The sequence below is a fragment of the Rhizobium sp. Root274 genome (assembly GCF_001429245.1).
Lineage (GTDB): Bacteria > Pseudomonadota > Alphaproteobacteria > Rhizobiales > Rhizobiaceae > Allorhizobium.
Genome location: NZ_LMJE01000007.1, coordinates 1291653 through 1311605, shown reverse-complemented (window position 1 = coordinate 1311605; position 19953 = coordinate 1291653). Strand labels below are relative to the sequence as shown.

Annotated in this window: 13 protein-coding genes and 1 pseudogene; 12 read left to right on the top strand and 2 right to left on the bottom strand. The window is 59.7% G+C overall.

From position 1 onward, the window contains the following. Window positions 1–206 precede the first annotated feature (206 nt). A pseudogene (locus tag ASE36_RS15230) lies at window positions 207–1419 on the top strand (IS3 family transposase). A gap of 365 nt (window positions 1420–1784) precedes the next feature. Here the strand turns inward: ASE36_RS15230 and ASE36_RS15225 are convergent. Further along, window positions 1785–2237 carry a MarR family winged helix-turn-helix transcriptional regulator gene (locus ASE36_RS15225; RefSeq protein ID WP_062281157.1) on the bottom strand — a complete coding sequence of 151 codons (453 nt, stop codon included), beginning with the start codon at window positions 2235–2237 and terminating at the stop codon, window positions 1785–1787. 127 nt (window positions 2238–2364) lie between these two features. Here ASE36_RS15225 and ASE36_RS15220 point away from each other — a divergent pair, with 127 nt between their 5' ends. The 4 genes from ASE36_RS15220 to ASE36_RS15205 all read left to right on the top strand — a co-directional run bounded on the left by ASE36_RS15220 (window position 2365) and on the right by ASE36_RS15205 (window position 7852). Continuing rightward, window positions 2365–3186 carry an alpha/beta fold hydrolase gene (locus ASE36_RS15220; RefSeq protein WP_062281154.1) on the top strand — a complete coding sequence of 274 codons (822 nt, stop codon included), beginning with the start codon at window positions 2365–2367 and terminating at the stop codon, window positions 3184–3186. 66 nt (window positions 3187–3252) lie between these two features. After that, on the top strand, window positions 3253–4020 hold the full coding sequence (locus ASE36_RS15215) for an alpha/beta fold hydrolase (RefSeq protein ID WP_062281151.1): 768 nt from the start codon (window positions 3253–3255) through the stop codon (window positions 4018–4020). Window positions 4021–4314: 294 nt separating this feature from the next. Beyond that, window positions 4315–5823 carry an ATPase domain-containing protein gene (locus tag ASE36_RS15210; RefSeq protein ID WP_062281148.1) on the top strand — a complete coding sequence of 503 codons (1509 nt, stop codon included), beginning with the start codon at window positions 4315–4317 and terminating at the stop codon, window positions 5821–5823. Further along, complete coding sequence (locus tag ASE36_RS15205; RefSeq protein WP_062281145.1) at window positions 5807–7852, top strand: hybrid sensor histidine kinase/response regulator; 2046 nt, start codon at window positions 5807–5809, stop codon at window positions 7850–7852. The genes ASE36_RS15210 and ASE36_RS15205 overlap by 17 nt, the downstream gene beginning before the upstream one ends. Window positions 7853–8069: 217 nt before the next feature. Here ASE36_RS15205 and ASE36_RS15200 read toward each other — a convergent pair whose 3' ends face one another. After that, window positions 8070–11351: a DEAD/DEAH box helicase gene (locus ASE36_RS15200; protein WP_244474754.1), complete on the bottom strand. Its 3282-nt coding sequence runs from the start codon at window positions 11349–11351 to the stop codon at window positions 8070–8072. A 558-nt stretch (window positions 11352–11909) separates the two neighbouring features. Between ASE36_RS15200 and ASE36_RS15195 the strand changes: the two genes are divergently transcribed. The 7 genes from ASE36_RS15195 (at window position 11910) to ASE36_RS15165 (ending at window position 19949) form a co-directional block, all read left to right on the top strand. Continuing rightward, a complete protein-coding gene (locus ASE36_RS15195; protein WP_062281143.1) occupies window positions 11910–12917 on the top strand; it encodes a Gfo/Idh/MocA family protein in 1008 nt (335 codons plus the stop codon). Then, window positions 12914–14485 carry an acyl CoA:acetate/3-ketoacid CoA transferase gene (locus ASE36_RS15190; RefSeq protein WP_062281141.1) on the top strand — a complete coding sequence of 524 codons (1572 nt, stop codon included), beginning with the start codon at window positions 12914–12916 and terminating at the stop codon, window positions 14483–14485. Before ASE36_RS15195 ends, ASE36_RS15190 begins: the two co-directional genes overlap by 4 nt. Next, window positions 14482–15249: an enoyl-CoA hydratase/isomerase family protein gene (locus ASE36_RS15185; protein ID WP_062281139.1), complete on the top strand. Its 768-nt coding sequence runs from the start codon at window positions 14482–14484 to the stop codon at window positions 15247–15249. Before ASE36_RS15190 ends, ASE36_RS15185 begins: the two co-directional genes overlap by 4 nt. A gap of 1 nt (window position 15250) precedes the next feature. Continuing rightward, the gene (locus tag ASE36_RS15180) at window positions 15251–16774 is read left to right on the top strand and encodes an aldehyde dehydrogenase family protein (RefSeq protein WP_156378659.1); all 1524 of its coding nucleotides are present in this window, start codon (window positions 15251–15253) and stop codon (window positions 16772–16774) included. Window positions 16775–16818: 44 nt separating this feature from the next. Next, window positions 16819–18072, top strand: coding sequence for an ABC transporter substrate-binding protein (locus ASE36_RS15175; RefSeq protein WP_062281138.1), 1254 nt, complete (start codon window positions 16819–16821; stop codon window positions 18070–18072). A gap of 105 nt (window positions 18073–18177) precedes the next feature. Continuing rightward, entirely contained in the window at window positions 18178–19071 is an 894-nt protein-coding gene (locus tag ASE36_RS15170) for a carbohydrate ABC transporter permease (RefSeq protein WP_062281136.1), read from the top strand. Next, the gene (locus ASE36_RS15165) at window positions 19071–19949 is read left to right on the top strand and encodes a carbohydrate ABC transporter permease (protein ID WP_062281134.1); all 879 of its coding nucleotides are present in this window, start codon (window positions 19071–19073) and stop codon (window positions 19947–19949) included. The genes ASE36_RS15170 and ASE36_RS15165 overlap by 1 nt, the downstream gene beginning before the upstream one ends. Window positions 19950–19953: the final 4 nt, after the last annotated feature.

The following is a 19953-nucleotide window of genomic DNA, read 5'->3' as shown; positions in this document are numbered from 1 at the left end:
GGCAGATAGGTTCAGGCTGAATTCTCACTCCCAAGATCCATGGTTAAGGCTTTGCTAATCGGCGGCAGGTGCGGCATCGAATGAAGCATTTTTGACGTAATAGGCGGATTGATCGAGCCGGCGCGCCGCGGCAGAGAACTGCCCCCGTTTCGACCGGACAGTCGGCATAAGCAGAAAGGCTCAAGCACAGGCTTGAGGACAGGCTTATGTCTAACGAGTATCGACACGTTGAATTGCTGACGGGTGATGTCCGCCGCAGGCGSTGGACAACCGAGCAGAAGCTGACAATCATCGAGCAGAGTTTCGAACCAGGCGAGACGGTATCGTCTACCGCTCGCCGCCATGGCGTTGCGCCCAATCTGCTTTACCGCTGGCGCAGGCTCTTGAGTGAGGGAGGTGCTGCAGCCGTGGATTCTGACGAGCCGGTTGTCGGCAATTCGGAAGTGAGGAAGCTGGAGGATCGTGTCCGCGAGCTGGAGCGCATGCTCGGCCGCAAGACGATGGAGGTCGAAATYCTCCGSGAAGCCTTGTCCAAAGCAGACTCAAAAAAACGGATATCGCGGCCGATCTTGTTGCCGAAGGACGGTTCCCGATGAAGGCCGTCGCAGACACGCTCGGCGTTTCCCGTTCCAACCTCGTCGAGCGGCTGAAAGGCAGATCGAAGCCGCGCGGCTCCTATCACAAGGCCGAGGATGCAGAGCTTCTGCCCATCATCCGCAGGCTGGTGGATCAAAGGCCAACCTATGGCTATCGGCGGATCGCCGCGCTCCTCAATCGCGAAAGGCGAGCCGCCGATAAGCCTGTCGTCAACGCCAAACAGGTTCATCGCATCATGGGCAACCACGCCATGCTGCTGGAGAAGCACACGGCCGTTCGCAAGGGCCGCCTCCACGACGGCAAGGTGATGGTCATGCGCTCAAACTTGCGCTGGTGCTCGGATGGTCTGGAGTTCACCTGCTGGAATGGTGAGGTCATTCGTCTCGCCTTCATTATCGATGCCTTCGACCGCGACATCATCGCCTGGACGGCGGTCGCCAACGCGGGCATCTCCGGCTCTGACGTGCGCGATATGATGCTGGAGGCGGTCGAGAAGCGGTTCGCAGCAACGAGAGCCCCGCACGCAATCGAACATCTCTCAGACAATGGCTCTGCTTACACCGCGAGGGAAACGAGGCTGTTTCCCCAGGCGCTCAATCTGACGCCTTCTTCACGCCGGTGGCCAGTCCGCAGTCGAACGGCATGTCGGAAGCCTTCGTCAAAACCCTGAAGCGGGACTATATCCGCATCACCGCACTACCGGACGCAGAAACAGCGCTCCGGCTCATCGACGGATGGATCGAGGACTACAACGAAATCCATCCCCATTCAGCCCTCAAGATGGCTTCCCCTCGGCAGTTCATCAGGGCTAAATCAAACTAGCCGACATGTCCGGTGAAACGGGGAGCACTCTAGGCGGAGAATAGAATTTGACAGGCTTGGGGTCGAGCGGTCGGTGGAAACGCGGGTCAGCTCTAAGTGTAAATCAACACTCTGAGAATTATGGGTTTAGGTCGCCCAAGGTGGATGCCGTTTGTTCAATTCCGTTCAACGCGGTCACTGCGGAAGCTTTGCCTTATCCTCCCAGGCAAGTCGGCCAACCGCGATGTACGCCGCTAGCACAAAATGTGGTGGGCAAGCTGGTCTGGTGAGACGACGACAGAAAGCAGAGGCACTGTCCGGTTGAGGGTTCCGGCTCTGCTATGCCGAAGATCGACTATCTGTGAAGCATCAATCTGCGCGGCCCGCTAAGGCTTGATGCTATCTCTGATGGCATCAACTGACGCTTTGATCGTCTGCACCGTCTTTGCATCCAATCCGACGGCTTCCTCAATGCAGCGCCCGACGTCCGCAGCGCTGGTACGCAGTTCGTCCCCTTTTTGCGTCAGGTGAATTAGAACCTCGCGCTCATCCCTTGGATTGCGAGTACGGGTGATCAGGCCTGCCGCATCCAGTCGTTTCAGGAGCGGTGTCAGGGTACTGGAATCCAGGAACAGTGTCTTCCCGAGTTCCTTTACGGTCTGCCCGTCATGGTGCCACAGTGTCACCATGGCAAGATACTGCGGATAGGTGAGGCTTAGTTTCTCAAGCAGTGGCCGGTAAAGCTGCGTGAAGGCGTGGCTTGCGGAGTAGAGAGAAAAGCAAAGAAGCCCCGTCACATCAGCGCGAGGCACGGTGTCGGCAGTTCGTGTGTTGGTCATCATGTTCTCCTTCGCCTCAAAATAATTTGTGCGCGATCTGATTGCAAGCGGTTGACGTGCGACATAAGGCTAGGCATATAGATCGCACACAAAGTAATCGCCTACAAATTAACGAAAGGATTGCAACATGTCGCTCTTCACCACTACAGACGGGACCGCACTCTTCTACAAGGACTGGGGGACAGGTCAGCCAATCCTGTTTGCTCACGGCTGGCCGCTGTCGTCTGACGCCTGGGACCAGCAGATGCTGTTCTTCAGCCAAAATGGCTTTCGGGTGATCGCCCATGACCGCAGGAGCCATGGCCGCTCGGACCAGACTTTCAACGGCAATCATATGGACCAGTACGCCGATGATCTGGCCGAACTGATCGAGGCGCTTGACCTGACCGATCTGATCCTGGTCGGCCATTCCACTGGGGGCGGCGAAGTCGCGCATTACATCGGCCGTCATGGCACGGCACGCGTCGCCAAGGTCGTTCTCGTGGGGGCTGTTCCGCCGCTTATGCTCAAGACTGCAGCCAATCCGAACGGAACGCCGATTGAGGTTTTTGACAATATTCGTGAGAACACGGCGAAGGATCGTTCACAGTTCTTCTTTGACCTGACGGTCCCTTTTTACGGCTTCAATCGGGATGGCATCGCCGCCAATGAGGGCTTACGGGAGAACTTCCGCCGCATTGGTCTCCAGGGCGGTATCAAGGGCCAGTATGATTGCATCCGCGAGTTTTCCGAAGTGGATTACACTGAGGACTTGAAGAAAATCGACCGCCCAACGCTGATCATTCATGGCGATGACGATCAGATCGTGCCGATCGGCGCCTCTGCCCATTTGGCGGCTGAACTCGTGGCTGATGCCATGCTGAAGATCTATTCGGGGGGCTCTCACGGACTGGCAGAGACCGAGGCTGATCGCTTCAACGCCGACGTACTCGGCTTCATCCGCAGCTGAACCTGGGTCGTCTGACCGAGCGAAATTCATCCACCGTCACCCTCATATTCTAGAGAAGGAACTGTCATGTTCAAATTTGTTGCAAGCCTTGCCGTTGCTGGTGCGCTGTTGTCAGGGGCTGCCGCCGCCCAACCTGCCAAGCCCACCGTTGTTCTTGTTCATGGTGCATTTGCCGACTCTTCGAGCTGGAACGGCGTCACGAAAATTCTGCAGACAGACGGTTACCGCGTGGTTGCCGCGGCAAACCCCTTGCGCAGTGTCTCAACCGACGCAGCCTATGTCTCGGATGTTGTCGCAAGCATTGAGGGTCCTGTTGTGCTCGTCGGTCACTCCTATGGCGGCCAGGTCATCACGACCGCGGCGAATGGTAGGGAGAACGTAAAATCGCTGGTCTATGTGGCGGCTTTTGCGCCGGATGAAGGGGAGGCGGCTGCCGATCTTGCCGGCAAATTCCTTGGCGGCACGCTTGGCCAGGCCCTTGCGCCTCCCGTCAAGCTGGCCGATGGCGGTACCGATCTCTTCATCGACCAGCAGAAGTTCCACGACCAGTTTGCGCACGATGTCAGCGTTGATGACGCTGCACTCATGGCAGTCGGTCAGAGGCCAATCACTGAGGCGGCGCTGACAGAGAAGTCAGGCAAGCCAGCGTGGAAAACGCTGCCCTCGTACTTCATCTATGGTGATGGTGATAAGAACATCCCGGCTCGGGCGCTCGGCTTTATGGCAGAACGAGCAGGTTCTAAGCACACCGTTGTCGTGGACGGCGCATCCCACGTGGTCATGGTCTCGCAGCCACAGGCAGTTGCTGATCTCATCGAGGAGGCGGCTCAGTAATTGAGTGGCAAAGCTGCCGGTCGTCCATAGCGAACGGCAGCTTTCTTGCTTCTAAAGCTGCAGACGGGTCGGGTACCCGGCTCCAGTTCTTACCCGCCCAACTTACAGGCTTAGACCGTGCGTCTGCATCTTGGGTGCAGAGGCTTGTTAAGAAGTCTTCCGCGACAGCGAAAACGGAGGGGTTGTCCAAGAACGTCAATCCCGCATGCATCTATGGTGGAACATGTTCCCGGCCTCAACACTTTAGTAGACCAAAAGCTTTGCCGAGCGTTGCCAAGGGATCAAAGAGGGTTGATGTCAGAATTTTCTACTGCGAAAGCAATGACTGGTGTGGAGGGATTGGATGACATTCTGGCCGGTGGACTTTCGCGCCGGCACGTGTTTTTGCTGGAGGGGACCCCAGGCTCTGGCAAGACGACTATTGCTCTTCAGTTTCTTCTTGAGGGAGCAGATAGCGGTGAGCGCTGTCTCTACATTACCCTTTCTGAAACGGAATCGGAGTTGCGCGATAGCGCACTATCACACGGCAGAGACATCGGAGACCGGATCGAAATATTCGAACTCGTGCCTCCCGAAAGCCTGCTCGACGCACATCAGCAACAAAGCCTCCTTTACTCTTCCGACCTTGAGCTGGGGGAGACAACTAAGCTCATCTTTGAAACCTTCGAGCGGGTTAAGCCGCACCGTGTTGTCATTGATAGCCTGTCTGAGATCAGGCTTCTTGCACAGAGCTCGCTTCGCTACCGCCGCCAGATACTCGCGCTTAAACATTTCTTCTCGCGCTCAGATGCGACCGTCTTGCTTCTGGACGACATGACCTCGGACACGCTCGACAAGACGGTTCACAGCGTGGTGCACGGCGTCATTCATCTCGAACAACTGGCTCCTGATTATGGCTCCGAGCGTCGCCGGCTGCGGATCCTGAAATACCGCGGCCAAGCGTATCGAGGCGGGTATCATGACTTTGTCATCAAGACGGGCGGGGTGGCAGTGTTTCCGCGGCTGCGTGCCCTTGAGCATAAGTCCGGCTTCGAGCGCAGCCTGCTCGGTAGTGGCATTTCCGAATTCGACAACCTGCTCGGTGGTGGCCTTAACCGCGGCTCCAGCACACTTCTGATTGGACCCGCCGGCACCGGCAAAAGCCTCTTTGCTTTGCAGTTTGTCGACGCTGCCGTCCAGCGTGGAGAGCGGGCAGCTATTTTCGTTTTCGACGAGGAATTAGGGCTGTTGTTCGCCCGCACAAAGGCGATGGGGCTAGATCTTGAAGGCCTGCGCGACAAGGGCCTGATCCATATTGAGCAACTCGATGCTGCGGAATTGTCACCGGGAGAGTTTGCCCAGCGTGTGCGCGATAGGGTAGCGAGTTTCAAAGCCATGACCGTCGTCATAGACAGTATCAACGGCTATCAGGCCGCCATGCCTGAGGAGAACGGCCTCATCCTGCATATGCACGAACTGCTGCAATATCTGAACCGGCAGGGGGTGAATACTTTCATCACGGTCGCGCAGCACGGGCTGGTCGGTGATATGAAATCCCCCGTCGACGTGACTTATCTTGCTGACACCGTGATCCTGCTCCGATATTTCGAAGCCGATGGGCGGGTACGTCGGGCGATCTCCGTCATCAAAAAGCGCACCGGCAGTCACGAAGATACGATCCGAGAGTATCGGATCGGCAGCCGGGGGTTGACGCTCGGCGAGCCCTTGTCGGGCTTCCAGGGCATTCTGCGCGGGGTTCCGCTATTTGTGGGGGACAAACAACTGCAGGTGCAGTCTCTTGACGAGGATGACTCCGATTCCTGAGCGCACTGTATTCGGCCTGATCCACGCTCCGCTGGGCCGTGACGCCCAGATTGCCGCAGCCTTGCTGCAGGAAGCCGGCCTTTCGTCCAGTATCTCACTGACACTGCACGACGTTATAGAATCCCTGGATGATGACGTTGCCTTCGTCGTGATCACGGAAGAGGCGCTCCACTCAGCCGACCTGCGCCCGTTTGCGGCCTGGATCGAGATGCAGCCGACCTGGTCAGATCTCCCCTTCATCATTCTAACGGCGCGCGGCGGCGGACCTGAACGCAATCCCGATGCTACGCGCCTGTCGGAGGTGCTTGGCAATGTCAGCTTTATCGAGCGGCCCTTTCACGCGACGACCTTCATCAGTGTGGCTCAATCGGCAATCCGCGGGCGACGTCGCCAATATGAGGCGCGTACCCGCATTGAAGAGCTGAACGAGGGGGAACGTCGCCTCCAGACGGCCTTGGAAGCTGGCCGCTTGGGCGCGTGGGAGTTGGATCTTGCGACTAGCACCCTGACCACCTCACCGACCTGCCGTGGGATCTTTGGTCGTGCAGCCGATGATGGCTTCACCTACGGCGACTTGCTGAAGGCGATACACCCGGATGACGTGGAGCGCATGAAGCAGGCAGTGCGGGATGCGGTGGCAAGAGGGACGGATTACGTTATCGCCTATCGCACGGTCTGGCCTGATGGCTCCGTTCATGGCGCGGAGATCCGGGCGCAGCTCCACCGGGATCGGGCGGGACGGGTGGTCAAGCTGGTGGGCGTGGCCTCTGACGTTACAGAGCGCCTACAGGCCGAGGAACAGCAGCGTCATCTCAACGAGATGCTGGAGGAACGCGTCGCCGAGCGAACCCGCGAGCTGGAGTTGGCGCACGATCTGGTCTTGGCGGAGGTCGGCCAGCGGGAACGGGCGGAGGAACAGCTTCGCCAGTCCCAGAAGATGGAAGCTATCGGCCAGCTGACGGGTGGCGTAGCGCATGACTTCAACAATCTGCTGATGGCGGTTCTCGCCAATCTAGATCTGCTGCGAAAGCATCTTGCAGGCGACGCGAAGGCGATCCGGCTGATCGAAGGAGCACTCCAGGGGGCACAACGTGGCGCATCGTTGACACAGCGACTGCTGGCTTTCTCCCGGCGGCAGGATCTTCAGGTCGGCCCGGTGAACCTTGACGGGCTCGTGACAGAAATGAAGGATCTGCTGCAACGCTCGGTGGGATCCCGGATCGCGATAGAAGCAGACCTGCCGGAGCACCTGCCGCTTGTGTCGGCCGATGCAAACCAGGTGGAACTGGCACTCCTCAACCTCGCGGTGAATGCGCGCGACGCGATGCCTGATGGTGGCACCATCCTTGTGAAGTTGCGGGAGACGGAGCAGCCGGCGGAAGCTGATGCCTGTGCTCCTGGACGCTACGTCGTCCTTTCTGTTGTCGATCAGGGAACGGGCATGGACCCCGAGACGCTTCAGAAGGCGATTGAGCCATTCTTTTCTACCAAGGAACTTGGCAAGGGAACTGGATTGGGATTGTCGATGGTCCACGGTCTTGCTTTGCAATTGAACGGGCGGTTGAAGCTTACGAGCGAGCCGGGCCGAGGCACAACGGCAGAGCTGTGGATCCCGGTATCGACAGCAAATGTCATTCAATTGGAGCAGGGCCTATCAAGCAACCAAAACTCTATTGAAACGGGGCCAAAGAAGATCCTCCTTGTCGACGACGACGTCCTGATCGCCATGAGTTCAGCCGACATGCTCAGCGACCTTGGTCATGAGGTTGTGGAAGTGTATTCGGGAAAGGATGCGCTGGCGCTGATCGATAGCGGCACAAGCTTCGATCTCCTGATCACGGACTATTCCATGCCTGGCATGACAGGAGCGGAGCTGGCGAAGGCGGTGCATGAGCGCGTTCCCGGGCTGCCCATTCTCCTCGCTTCCGGCTATGCCGACCTACCATCCGGGGTGGAGATCGACGCGGCGCGGCTTGCGAAGCCTTACACTCAAGATCAAATGGCCCAGATGCTCGCCAAGATCCTTTAATCAGCTTCTGCAAGGGGTGGACTTCTGAGGGCGCCATTTTGTCGACCACGCAAATGAACCGGTGAAGCATCGCTGCAACCGGAGGCACGATTTCTACGAGGGCACCGAGGGAGGCCTCAAAACGAGGATGTTAGCCGTGGTACTAGGCAGCCTTTGGCATCTGGATGACAGGGCCCGATGTCTCCTGCATGAAGTTTGGAAGTGGGGAGGTGTCCGGCTATGGATGTGCACCAGAGATCGCCTCCTCAAAAAACCGAAGCGCCTCTTCACTGGTAGTGACCTCCCTCTGGAACATCAGCCGACCGTTTCGCTGAACTGCCCCGTTCGTTTTGACCAATTTCGCAATGGTCGTCGAAGGGGCGTTTTTCTCAAGCGTTACCGCCAGTGCTTTCGGGCCAGCTTCGAGCAGAGAAATACCAAGGCGAGACGCTGAAAGTTGTAATCGGGCGATCCGCAACAGCAGTTCCACCTCCTCTGGCCGATCGCCAAACCTGTCCTCAAATTCAGCTTCAAGCTCGGTAATCTCAGCGGGTGAACTTGCCCGCAGCAGTCTCGCATAGATCATAAGTCTCAGCGCCGGATCCGAAACGTAATCTGTTGGAATGCTTCCTGTTATGCCAAGATTGAGTACTGTGCGCGACGGATGGATTTCTTCCAGTCGGACCGGCTTTTCGACCGCCTCTACCAGCAGCTTCTGATAAAGACCTACTCCGATAGCTTTGATATGGCCCGCCTGATCCTCCCCGACGAGATCGCCTGCACCGCGCAGATCAAGATCCCGCAGGCTAATCGCCACACCGGAGCCCAGCCTATCGTTCTCGACCAGCGTCGACAGTCGCAAACGCGCTTCCTCTGACAGATCCGCATCTTTATCGGTGAGTAAGGTGACCACGCCTTGCGCGCTGGAGCGCCCGACCCGTCCGCGCAACTGATGAAGCTGCGCTATCCCGAAAAGGTTGGCACGCCAGACAAACATGGTATTGGCGCGGGGAATGTCGAGGCCATTTTCGATGATGTTCGTCGCAAGCAGCACATCGCCATCGCCTGCCGCAAAAGCGACGATTGCTTCATCAATGGCCGCCGCAGGCATTTTTCCGTGAGCGATTTTCAAGGAGAGTTCGGGTACGATCTTGCCCAGTCTCGCTGCCATTTCATCGATATCCTCGATACGTGGCACCACCACGAAACTCTGACCACCGCGTCGAAATTCGCGCATCAGCCCGGTACGCATGGACGCGCTGTCGAGTGCCGAGAGAGCAGTGCGCACGGGCAGGCGTTTGCGTGGCGGCGTGGCCAAAACGCTGGCGTCCTGGATGCCGACCATCGCCGATTGCAGCGTGCGGGGAATGGGTGTCGCAGACATCGCGAGCACGTGCTGTGAGGGGACCAGCCCTTTCATGGCCTCCTTCTGCTTCAATCCGAAACGATGTTCTTCATCGACGATCAACAGCCCGAGACGCGCAAAGGCGACGTCCTTTGCGAGGACAGCCTGAGTGGCAACGACAATGCCAAGGCTACCCTGGATGATCGCTTCCTTGACCTCCTTCGCCTCGCTCGGCTTGATCAGCCGCGACAACATCCCCACGGAAACGCCGGCACCTGCAAAGCGCTCCCGGAAGGTGTTGAAGTGTTGGCGGGCAAGAATGGTGGTCGGCGCAACCACGGCAACCTGCCCCCCTGACAATGCGACAGCGGCGGCCGCGCGTAGCGCAATCTCCGTCTTGCCGAAGCCAACATCTCCACAAATGAGACGGTTCATCGGGCGTCCCGATGCCAGATCCGAAAGGACCGCGTTGATCGCCTCCGTTTGGTCTGGCGTTTCGAGGTAGGGGAAGCGCCGGACGAAGGCGTTGAACGCGGCACGGGGCGGTACGAATTTCTCCGCCTGCAATGTCCGCCGCTGCTTCGCAATTTTTGCGAGTTGCCGTGCGGTGGATCGAATATCCTTGTCGATCTGTGCACGTTTCTTCTGCCAGGCTTCCGTGTGAAGCCGATCGAGTGTCACGGCTTCTGCCTCTGAGCCGTAGCGCCAGAGCTTACCGAAATCTTCCATCGGCACGAGGACAGACCCTCCATCACGATACTCGAGGCGAGCAGCGTCGTAGGACACGTCTTCCACTTCCAGGCGTTCCAGATCTTTCAAGACTCCCACGCCGTGATCCTCATGAACCACTACGTCGCCGATCTGCAACTCTGGTTCGGCGAGGAGCGCCACTGACGTGCTGGCTTTGCTCATCTGTGGAGCCGCAACTACGATCACGCCGTGCCTTGCGTCGACAAAACCTTCATCAAGCGCAGAGGAGAACTTCAAGAGGCTTCCTTCGTCGGCCGTCAGCACAGCTTCCCAGGTGTCGACGGGGCGAACAATCGCCCCTGTTGCCTTGGCGGCTCGACGGCAAAGTGTTTCCAGGCTCTGCCCCATCCCAACAATGACAACCTTCTGACCTTCTTCTAAGCTTGCCCTGATGAGGTGGGTCATGGACGTTTGAGAGTCGGAAGCTGTGCGCACCTCGGGCCTGTCGGCGGACCCTTCAAGGTCCAACGCCTTATCTTGAAGGCCAGAGCTGTATCCCTCCCATTCCGCACGGCTGAGGTAGAACGAATGGGACGCGTCCCTGTCCGAGGCATCCGAGGTTAACCGTGACTGTCGAGCATCCTCAATGATGTCGAGATATCGGTTGACCCGGATCTGGGCACCCGGCGCCAGATGGAACTTAGCATCGCCCAGCACATCAAATACGGTAGGCATGTCGTCGTAAAGGAGACACAACAGGCGTTCCATCGAGGCCGATATTGGCGCGGGGTCTTCCGCATCTCCCTCGATTGCCAAGGCCTCGGTTGCGGGGCCGAGCGTAACTGTCTCAAGTGTACTTTCCGTGCGTTGAGACACACGATCGAAGCCTTTGAGTTCCAGAAGCTCATCATCCTTGGACAGCACGACACGCATCGGGCCGGGGGCACCTGCGGGGTAGATGTCGATAACGCCCTCGCGAACGACCACTTCGCCGGGATCATCGGCAACACCTTCTTCAACGTAGCCTGTCTGCCGAGTGAAACGAGAAAACGCCGCGCGATCAAATGTTGTCCCGACAACGAGATCCAGCCGGCTGTTTTGGATCACAGGCAATGGTGGAATACGCTGCAGGACTGCCTCAAGCGACGTCACCAAAAGTTTTGGTGTTGAACTTGGTATGCTCCAGATCCGCAAGGCATCCATGCGCCTGCCCATGCAGTGCGCCGACGGCGGAAGGCGATCATAAGGGAGGCAGTCCCAAGGCGGCAGAACGAGAAGTTGGACGTCTGGGAACAGAGCGCCGACCGCTGCTGCGATATCGGACGCTGCGCTGTCGCTGAGTGCAATATAGGCAGTCGAGCGCCGTTCATGTCTGAGCGACGCCACGAGGCGTGTAGCGACCAGTCCCGCGGCCGGTCGAGGGAGCTTCTGTTCGTTATCCGGATGTGGCGGCTCTAAAACGTTCCTGTCTTCAATCACACTCACACGTCCCGCCTATCGTCACCAAGAGCCTGACAGCAGGAACCTTGGCGCGGGGGACTTGTTCCGAGGGAGCTGGAAACGTTCAGCGCCTGCCTCAGCCAGGGAGGGTGAGGGACGGGAGGAGAGATGAGACATCAGGCAAGGCTGCTGGCCGCAAAAGGCTGGTTTTAGACCTCCCGACGCGGACTTTATCCAATTCTCCGTGTAAAACAGGCCCCCGCAACCAAACACTCCTGCGATCCCCATAACGCCCCATCACGGGGCTTTTCGTGTTTCTGGATCTCGGACGTCGATCCCTCTCGTATCAGTTCCTCAAGAATCGCGCGCTGTTCGAGGAAGGCCGTGACCTGAGACCCTGAACGTTATTCCCTTCAAAATTTCGCAGTTGGACTACTTATGAGTCTTGTTGGGTGGGCGATCAGTTCAACTGCTCTTATTGTGGGGGCGGCGCCGTCAGTGGTCCTCCTCCTCCAATCCCAAAAATGTAGTTGACAGGAGCGTTGGATCGTTCCATATGAATTGGAACGATCCAATTTTAGAAACGTGAGTTGACTGGAGGAGATGCGAATGCGGTGGGCGCTGATCGGAGCCAGCAGAATTGCGCGTCAGTACATGGTCGGTGCGATCCGCGCCCAGCATGGCGAGATTTTGCAGGTCCTGAGCGCTTCGGCGGAGCGTGCGCGCGCGTTTGCCGACGAGCACCATATCCCTCGCTCAGGCACTGATCTGAACGAACTATTGCAGAACCCGGACGTCGACGCAGTTTACATCTCGACGACCAATGAGAAGCACGTTCCGCAGGCCATTGCCGCTCTCACCGCGGGAAAGCACGTTCTCTGCGAGAAGCCTCTGGCGCTGACGCTGAAGGAAGCGAGCGATATGGTGTGCGCTGCCGATGAAGCCGGGCTCGTCTTCGCCACCAATCACCATCTGCGCTGCTCCGGAAGCCATCGCGCCGTGCGCGCGCTCATCGCCTCTGGCCGCATCGGCCGCGTCCTGTCCCTGCGTCTGCATCACGCCGTCTTCCTACCACCGCATCTGCAAGGGTGGCGGATCAACTCGCCGGGAGCCGGTGGTGGCGTCATCCCGGACATCACCGTGCACGATGCCGATGTCGCGCGTTTTCATCTCGGCGAAGATCCGGTCTCTGTCGTGGCGCAGATGGCGAGCTCCGGCCTCGGAGAGGGTGTCGAGGATTCCGCAATGTCGGTCTGGACCATGGCGTCAGGCGCCATGGTGATGAGCCATGAGAGTTTCACCCATCCCTTTGCCGGCTCGGGACTTGAGGTGCATGGCACGGACGGATCGATCTTCGCGCGGGATGTCATGACCCAGAACCCGATCGGTTCCATCGAGTTGGTAACAGCCTCGGGCCGCGAGGCGATCGGTTTTGACCAGCATGATCTCTACGCCGAAGGCGTTCGGCGCTTCCATGCCGCCGTCGCCGGCGATGGCGAACCGGCAGCCACCGGCCTCGATGGCGTGAAGTCGCTCGCGGTGGCGCTTGCCGTGCGCGATGCTGCGGCACGTGGCGTTCGGGTCGAAGTCAACTATGGAGATCTCCATTGAACAAGCTGGTCGCCCCCGATCACGCCGTCTCGCGCATTCCCGATGGCGCCGTCGTCACGGTGTCATCGTCATCGGCGCTCGGTTGCCCGGATTCTGTCCTGGCTGCACTCGGTCGCCGGTTCGAGACGGAAGGCCATCCGCGCGGCCTCACCATGCTGCATCCGATTGCCGCCGGCGACATGTATGGCGTGAAGGGCATCGATCATATCGCCAAGGACGGCCTGATCAGCCGGGTGCTCGGCGGTTCCTATCCGTCCGGCCCGTCCAGCCTGCCCATGCCCGAGATCTGGAAGATGGTCGTCGAAGACAGGGTCGAGGCTTATAACGTCCCCTCTGGCATCATGTTCGACATGCACCGTGAAGCGGCTGCCCGACGTCCCGGCGTGCTGACCCGCATCGGCCTCGACACCTTCGTTGATCCGATCCGCGAGGGCTGTGCGATGAATGAAAGGGCTTCGGCCCATCCCATCGTCAGCCGCGTCGAGTTTGCCGGGGAAACCTGGTTGCACTTTCCCAACATCTATCCGGATGTCTGCATTCTCCGCGCCACCACGGCCGATGAGCGCGGCAACCTCACTTACGAGCACGAGGGGGCTTATCTCGGCGGGCTCGAACAGGCGATCGCAACGCGCAACAATGGCGGTCTCGTCGTCGCCCAGGTTAGCCGGGTGACGGCCAGCGGTAGTCTGCGTCCGCATGACGTGCGGGTGCCCGGGCATCTTGTTGACCTCGTTGTCCTTGATCCCGAGCAGAAGCAGACCTGCGAGACGCCCTACGATCCGGCCATCTCCGGGCAGATCATGCGGCCCTGGTCGAGTTTCAAGCTTGCAGAACACGGCGTCGAGAAGGTGATCGCGCGGCGAGCAGCCCTTGAGCTGAGAGCCGGCATGACCGCCAATCTAGGCTTCGGTATCAGTGCGCAGGTGCCGCGCATCCTGCTCGAAGAAGGGCATCCCGAGGCAGTCACCTGGGCGATCGAGCAGGGCGCCGTTGGCGGCATGCCGCTCACAGATTTCGCCTTCGGCTGTGCCTCGAATGCCGACGCCTTCGTGCCGTCGCCGCAGCAGTTCATCTACTTCCAGGGCGGTGGCTTCGACGTGTCCTTCCTCTCCTTCTTGGAGGTGGATGTCGAGGGCAACGTCAACGTCTCCAAGCTCGGCAAAAAACCCTATCTGACGGCCGGCTGCGGAGGCTTCGTCGATATCACGGCGCACGCAAAGAAGATCGTCTTCTCCGGCTGGTTCGAGGCCGGTGCCAATGTGGAACTGACCGAAGATGGCATCCACGTGCGCAATCCCGGCAAGTTCACCAAGATGGTCGAGCATGTCGAGCATGTGACGTTCTCCGGGAAAAGAGCCCGCGAGCAGGGGCAGGACGTGCTCTATGTGACCGAACGCTGTGTGATGCGCCTGACGGAAAGCGGGCTCGTCGCGACCGAGATTATGCCGGGCATCCTTGCCGAACGGGACATCGTCGCTGCCTCGCAAGGGCGGGTCAAGATCGCGCCCGAGGCTAAGGTCATTTCGACATCGCTTCTGTCGAAGGAACCGATGGGATGGGCACTATGAGCGCCGTGCACCTTGAGATCGCGGGAGGTATTGCCGAGATCCGGCTGGACAATCCGGCAAAACTCAATGCCTTCACGGTCGAGATGCTGGAGCAACTGTCTGGCAATCTCGACCGGTTGGAGCGCATGCCAGACGTCCGCTGCGTCATCCTCACGGCAGAAGGCGAGCGCGCCTTCTGCGCCGGGGCAGACATCAACGCCTGGGGTGATCTGACACCCGCCGAATTCGCCCGCCATTGGGTGCGCGATGGGCATCGTATCTTCGATCGTCTGGCGCGTCTGTCGAAGCCCGTGATTGCCGCCATGGCAGGCCATGCCTTTGGCGGCGGTCTGGAACTTGCCGCTGCCTGCGATATCAGGGTCATGGCGCCATCAGCCACAATTGCGCTTCCCGAAGCCCATGTCGGCATCGTGCCGGGCTGGTCGGGTACGCAGCGCCTGGCACGGCTGCTGCCGGAGCCGATTCTGAAAGAGATGACCCTCTTCGGCCGGCGGATCTCCGCCGAGCGCGCCCATGCGTTCGGCTTCGTGGCCGAGGTTTCGGCAAGCCCCGAAGAGACGGCCAGAAGCATAGCCCAGTCGGTTCTTGGCCTGTCGCCGCGCGCGGTGGAAGTTGCGAAATTCATGATCCATGCGGGCCGAGGCGAGGATCGCGACGCGATGATCGAGGCGCTTGGCAGCTCTGCAATTGCCGCCAGTGCCGATCGTGACGAAGGTGTCGCCGCCTTCAAGGCGAAACGCAAACCCGCATTTTCGGGAGAATGACATGAACGACATGACCATGACCGCTGCCGTCGCCCATCCGCTGCCAAAGGCGCCCTTCGAAGGCCGCCACCTGATTGACGGGATCTGGCAGGGTAGTGCCGATGGCGCGACCTTCGACAGGATTTCGCCCTCCCATGGCATTGTCGTCAGCCGCTCCGCGCGTGGCGGCACGGCGGAAACGGAAGCCGCGATTGCCGCCGCCCGGCGGGCCTTCGACTGGGGCATATGGAGCCGTGCAACCGGCAAGGAGCGCTCGGCGCTGCTCCTGAAGGTGGCCGATCTGATCGAGGCCAATGTCGAGCGCATGGCGCTTCTCGAAACGCTCGAAAGCGGCAAGCCGATTTCCCAGGCCCGCGGTGAAGTTTCCGGCGCCGCCGACCTTTGGCGCTATGCGGCAGCCCTTGCCCGCACCCTGCATGGCGACAGCCACAATTCGCTCGGCGAAGACATGCTGGCCATGGTGCTGAAAGAACCGATCGGCGTCGTCTCGATCATCACACCCTGGAATTTCCCCTTCTGGATCCTCAGCCAGAAGCTGCCCTTTGCACTTGCAGCCGGCTGCACCTGCGTGATCAAGCCGTCGGAAATGACACCCTCGACGACCGTGATGCTGGGCGAACTGTTGATCGAGGCGGAATTGCCCGCCGGTGTGGTCAATATCGTGCTCGGTTTCGGCCAGCCGGTCGGCGCGCTGATGGCGGAGCATCCGCATGTCGACATGGTGAGCTTCACCGGTTCCACGGCTGTTGGCAAGGCGATCAGTGCGGCGGCGTCGAAGACGCTGAAGAAGGTCGCGCTGGAACTCGGTGGAAAAAACCCGCAGGTCGTCTTCCCGGATGCCGACCTCGATGCGGCCGCAGACGCCATCACCTTCGGAGTCTATTTCAACGCCGGCGAATGTTGTAATTCCGGCAGCCGGATTATCGTGCATGAAGACATCGCGGAAGCCCTGGTCGACAAGGTCGTGGCGCTCTCCCGCAAGGTCGCCTTCGGCGATCCGCTCAATCCCGAGACCCAGGTCGGTGCGATCATCTCTGAGGCGCATCAGCAGAAGATCGCGGCCTATGTGCGAGATGCGGTGGCGTCAGGTGCAAAGCTCGCGCTGGGCGGTGAGGCTGTGCGTCACCCTGGCCTGCCTGGCGATTTCTTCGGACCCACGGTGGTGACCAATGTCACCGCCGACATGCCGATTGCCCGCGAAGAGGTCTTCGGCCCGGTACTCTCGGTCCTGAGCTTCAGGACACTCGAAGAGGCGATCTCGCTCGTCAACAACGCATCCTATGGCTTGTCCGCCGGCGTCTGGAGCGAAAACATGCACACCTGCCTGGCCTTCGCGCGCCGCGCAGAAGCCGGCACCATCTGGACCAACACCTGGATGGATGGCTTCCCCGAAGTCGCCTTTGGCGGCTTCAAGCAGAGCGGCCAGGGCCGCGAGAATGGCCGCTACGGCCTCGACGAATTCCTGGAGATCAAATCTGTCGTGATGCGCATCGGCAAGACTAGGCCGAACTGGGTACGCGACTGACTTCCGGAACGATTGAAAGCAACTCATCAAACAGGAGGAATAACATGCGTAGCCTTTTCAAGACCATGCTGATTACCGGTACCATGCTGGCGGGCACCGCCGGCATCTCTCATGCCACCGATGTCGAGGTGCTCCACTGGTGGACTTCGGGCGGTGAAGCCGCGGCCCTGAACGTTCTGAAGGAGGATCTGAACAGCAAGGGTATCGGCTGGGTCGACATGCCGGTTGCCGGTGGCGGCGGTGAAGCGGCGATGACCGCGCTGCGCGCCCGCGTCACCGCCGGCGATCCGCCGACCGCCGTTCAGATGCTCGGTTTCGACATTCTCGACTGGGCGGAGCAGGGGGCTCTCGGCAACCTTGACGAAGTCGCCAATGCGGAAGGCTGGGACAAGGTGGTCCCGGAAGCGCTGCAGAAGTTCTCGAAATATGACGGCCACTGGATCGCGGCACCCGTCAACGTTCACTCGACCAACTGGGTCTGGATCAACAAGGCAGCGCTTGATGCCGCCGGCGGCAAGGTGCCCGAGAGCTGGGACGAACTCGTCGCCGTCCTCGACAAGATGAAGGCAAACGGCATCACGCCTCTCGCCCATGGTGGCCAGCCCTGGCAGGACGCGACCGTCTTCGATGGTGTCGTGCTGTCCAAGGGCAACGACTTCTACAAGAAGGCCTTCATCGACCTTGATGAAGCCACACTTACCGGTCCCGACATGGCCGATGCCTTCGATCGCCTGATCAAGCTGCGCAGCTATGCCGACGACAACTTCTCCGGCCGCGACTGGAATCTGGCTTCGGCCATGGTCATCGAGGGCAAGGCCGGTATGCAGATGATGGGCGACTGGGCCAAGGGCGAATTTCTCAAGGCCGGCAAGAAGCCGGGCGAAGATTTCGTCTGCATCCGCTTCCCCGGCACGCAAGGGTCCGTGACGTTCAACTCCGACCAGTTCGCGATGTTCAACGTTTCGGGCGACGACAAGATCAAGGCGCAGATGGCCATGGCCTCGTCGATCGAGAGCCCGAAATTCCAGTCGGCCTTCAACGTCGTTAAGGGCTCCGTCCCGGCCCGCACGGATGTCCCGGACACGGATTTCGACGATTGCGGCAAGAAGGGCATGAAGGATCTGGCGGAAGCAAGCTCCACCGGTTCCCTCTTCGGCTCCATGGCCCATGGTCATGCAGCACCGGCTGCCGTCAAGAACGCCGTCTATGACGTCGTGACCAAGGCCTTCAACGGTGGCTTCAAGGATGGTGCCGAGGCCGCCAAGGCGCTCGGCGAGGCCGTCGCCGCAGCCAAGTAACCTCCCCGTCGCGGGCTCCGCTCCTCGTTGCCCGCGACTCCTCCGACGCCGTCTGCCAGGTGAGAGGCGGCGTCGGTTTATCCAGAAAGTACAGGGAGAACCCTCATGATAAGCTCGACCGGGGCTGACTTGCGCACGCGCATTCAGGATTGGCTGCCCAAGGTGGTACTGGCACCGTCCTTTGCCGTCATCCTGCTGTTTGTCTACGGCTTCATCCTGTTCACAATCTTCCTGTCCTTCACCGGCTCGAAGATGCTGCCGCTCTACACATTCGTCGGCTTCACCAATTACAGCCGGCTCTGGGCCCAGGAGAATTGGCACATCGCGATCAGCAACATCGCGATTTTCGCCAGTCTCTACAGCGTCATCTGCACGGCACTCGGCCTGATGCTGGCGATCTTCCTCGACCAGAAGATCCGCGGCGAGGGGCTGCTGCGCCCGATCTATCTCTATCCGATGGCGCTGTCCTTCATCGTCACCGGCACCGCCTGGAAATGGTTCCTCGATCCGGGCATCGGTCTTGAGCGCATCATGCACCTCTGGGGCTGGGAAAGCTTTTCCTTCACCTGGATCAAGGACAACGACATGGCGGTCTACACCATCGTCATTGCGGCGGTCTGGCAGACCAGCGGCTTTGTCATGGCCATGTTCCTGGCGGGCCTGCGCGGTATCGACAACGAGATCCTGAAAGCCGCCCAGATCGACGGCGCGTCTAGCTTCCAGCTCTACCGGCGGATCGTCATTCCGATGCTGCGTCCGGCCTTCCTCTCCGCTTTCGTCATCCTCAGCCACCTCGCCATCAAGTCCTATGACCTCGTCATTGCGCTGACTGGCGGTGGCCCGGGCCGCGCGACCGAGATGCCGGCGACCTTCATGTATTCCTACACCTTCACTCGCAACCAGATGGGCGTCGGCTCCGCCTCTGCCGTGATCATGCTGATGACCATCGCGGCCATCATGGTTCCCTATCTCTATGCCGAACTGAAGGAGAAGAACTGATGTCTGCCGTCAGCCAGGACACCGCCGTCAGCACCGGTCGAGTCACCCGCACCTTCATCTATCTGGTGCTTCTCCTTTTCGCGCTTTTCTACCTGCTGCCGCTCTATGTGATGGGCATCAACTCGCTGAAGCCGCTCGCCGAAATCACCGGCGGCAACATGATGGCACTGCCGCAGACCTGGACGCTGGACGCCTGGCGATCCGCCTGGTCGACCGCCCAGATCGGCGTATCGCCGACAGGCCTCAAGCCCTACTTCCTGAATTCGATCCTGATGGTCGTGCCAGCCGTCGCCATCTCGACGATCCTCGGCGCCCTCAACGGCTACGTGCTGACCAAATGGCGTTTCCGCGGCGACACCATCGTTTTCGGGTTGATGCTGTTTTCCTGCTTCATCCCGTTCCAGATCGTGCTGATCCCGATGGCGCTGGTCCTCGGTAAGCTCGGGCTCGCCGGCACGGTTCCCGGGCTCGTCCTTGTGCATGTAGTCTACGGTATCGGCTTCACCACGCTCTATTACCGCAACTACTACGCCACCTTCCCGACCGAGCTGGTCAAGGCAGCGCAGATCGACGGTGCCAGTTTCTTCCGCATCTTCTGGCGCATCCTGCTGCCGGTCTCCGGTCCGATCACCGTCGTCTCCGTCATCTGGCAGTTTACCAATATCTGGAACGACTTCCTGTTCGGCGTCTCCTTCGGCGGCACGAGCCAGCCGATGACGGCGGCCCTCAACAACCTCGTTCAATCCTCCACGGGCGTGAAGGAATACAACGTCCACTTTGCGGGCGCGATCATCGCCGCCCTTCCCACCCTCTTCGTTTACGTCGTCGCCGGGCGCTATTTCGTGCGCGGACTGATGGCCGGTTCAGTCAAAGGATAAGATC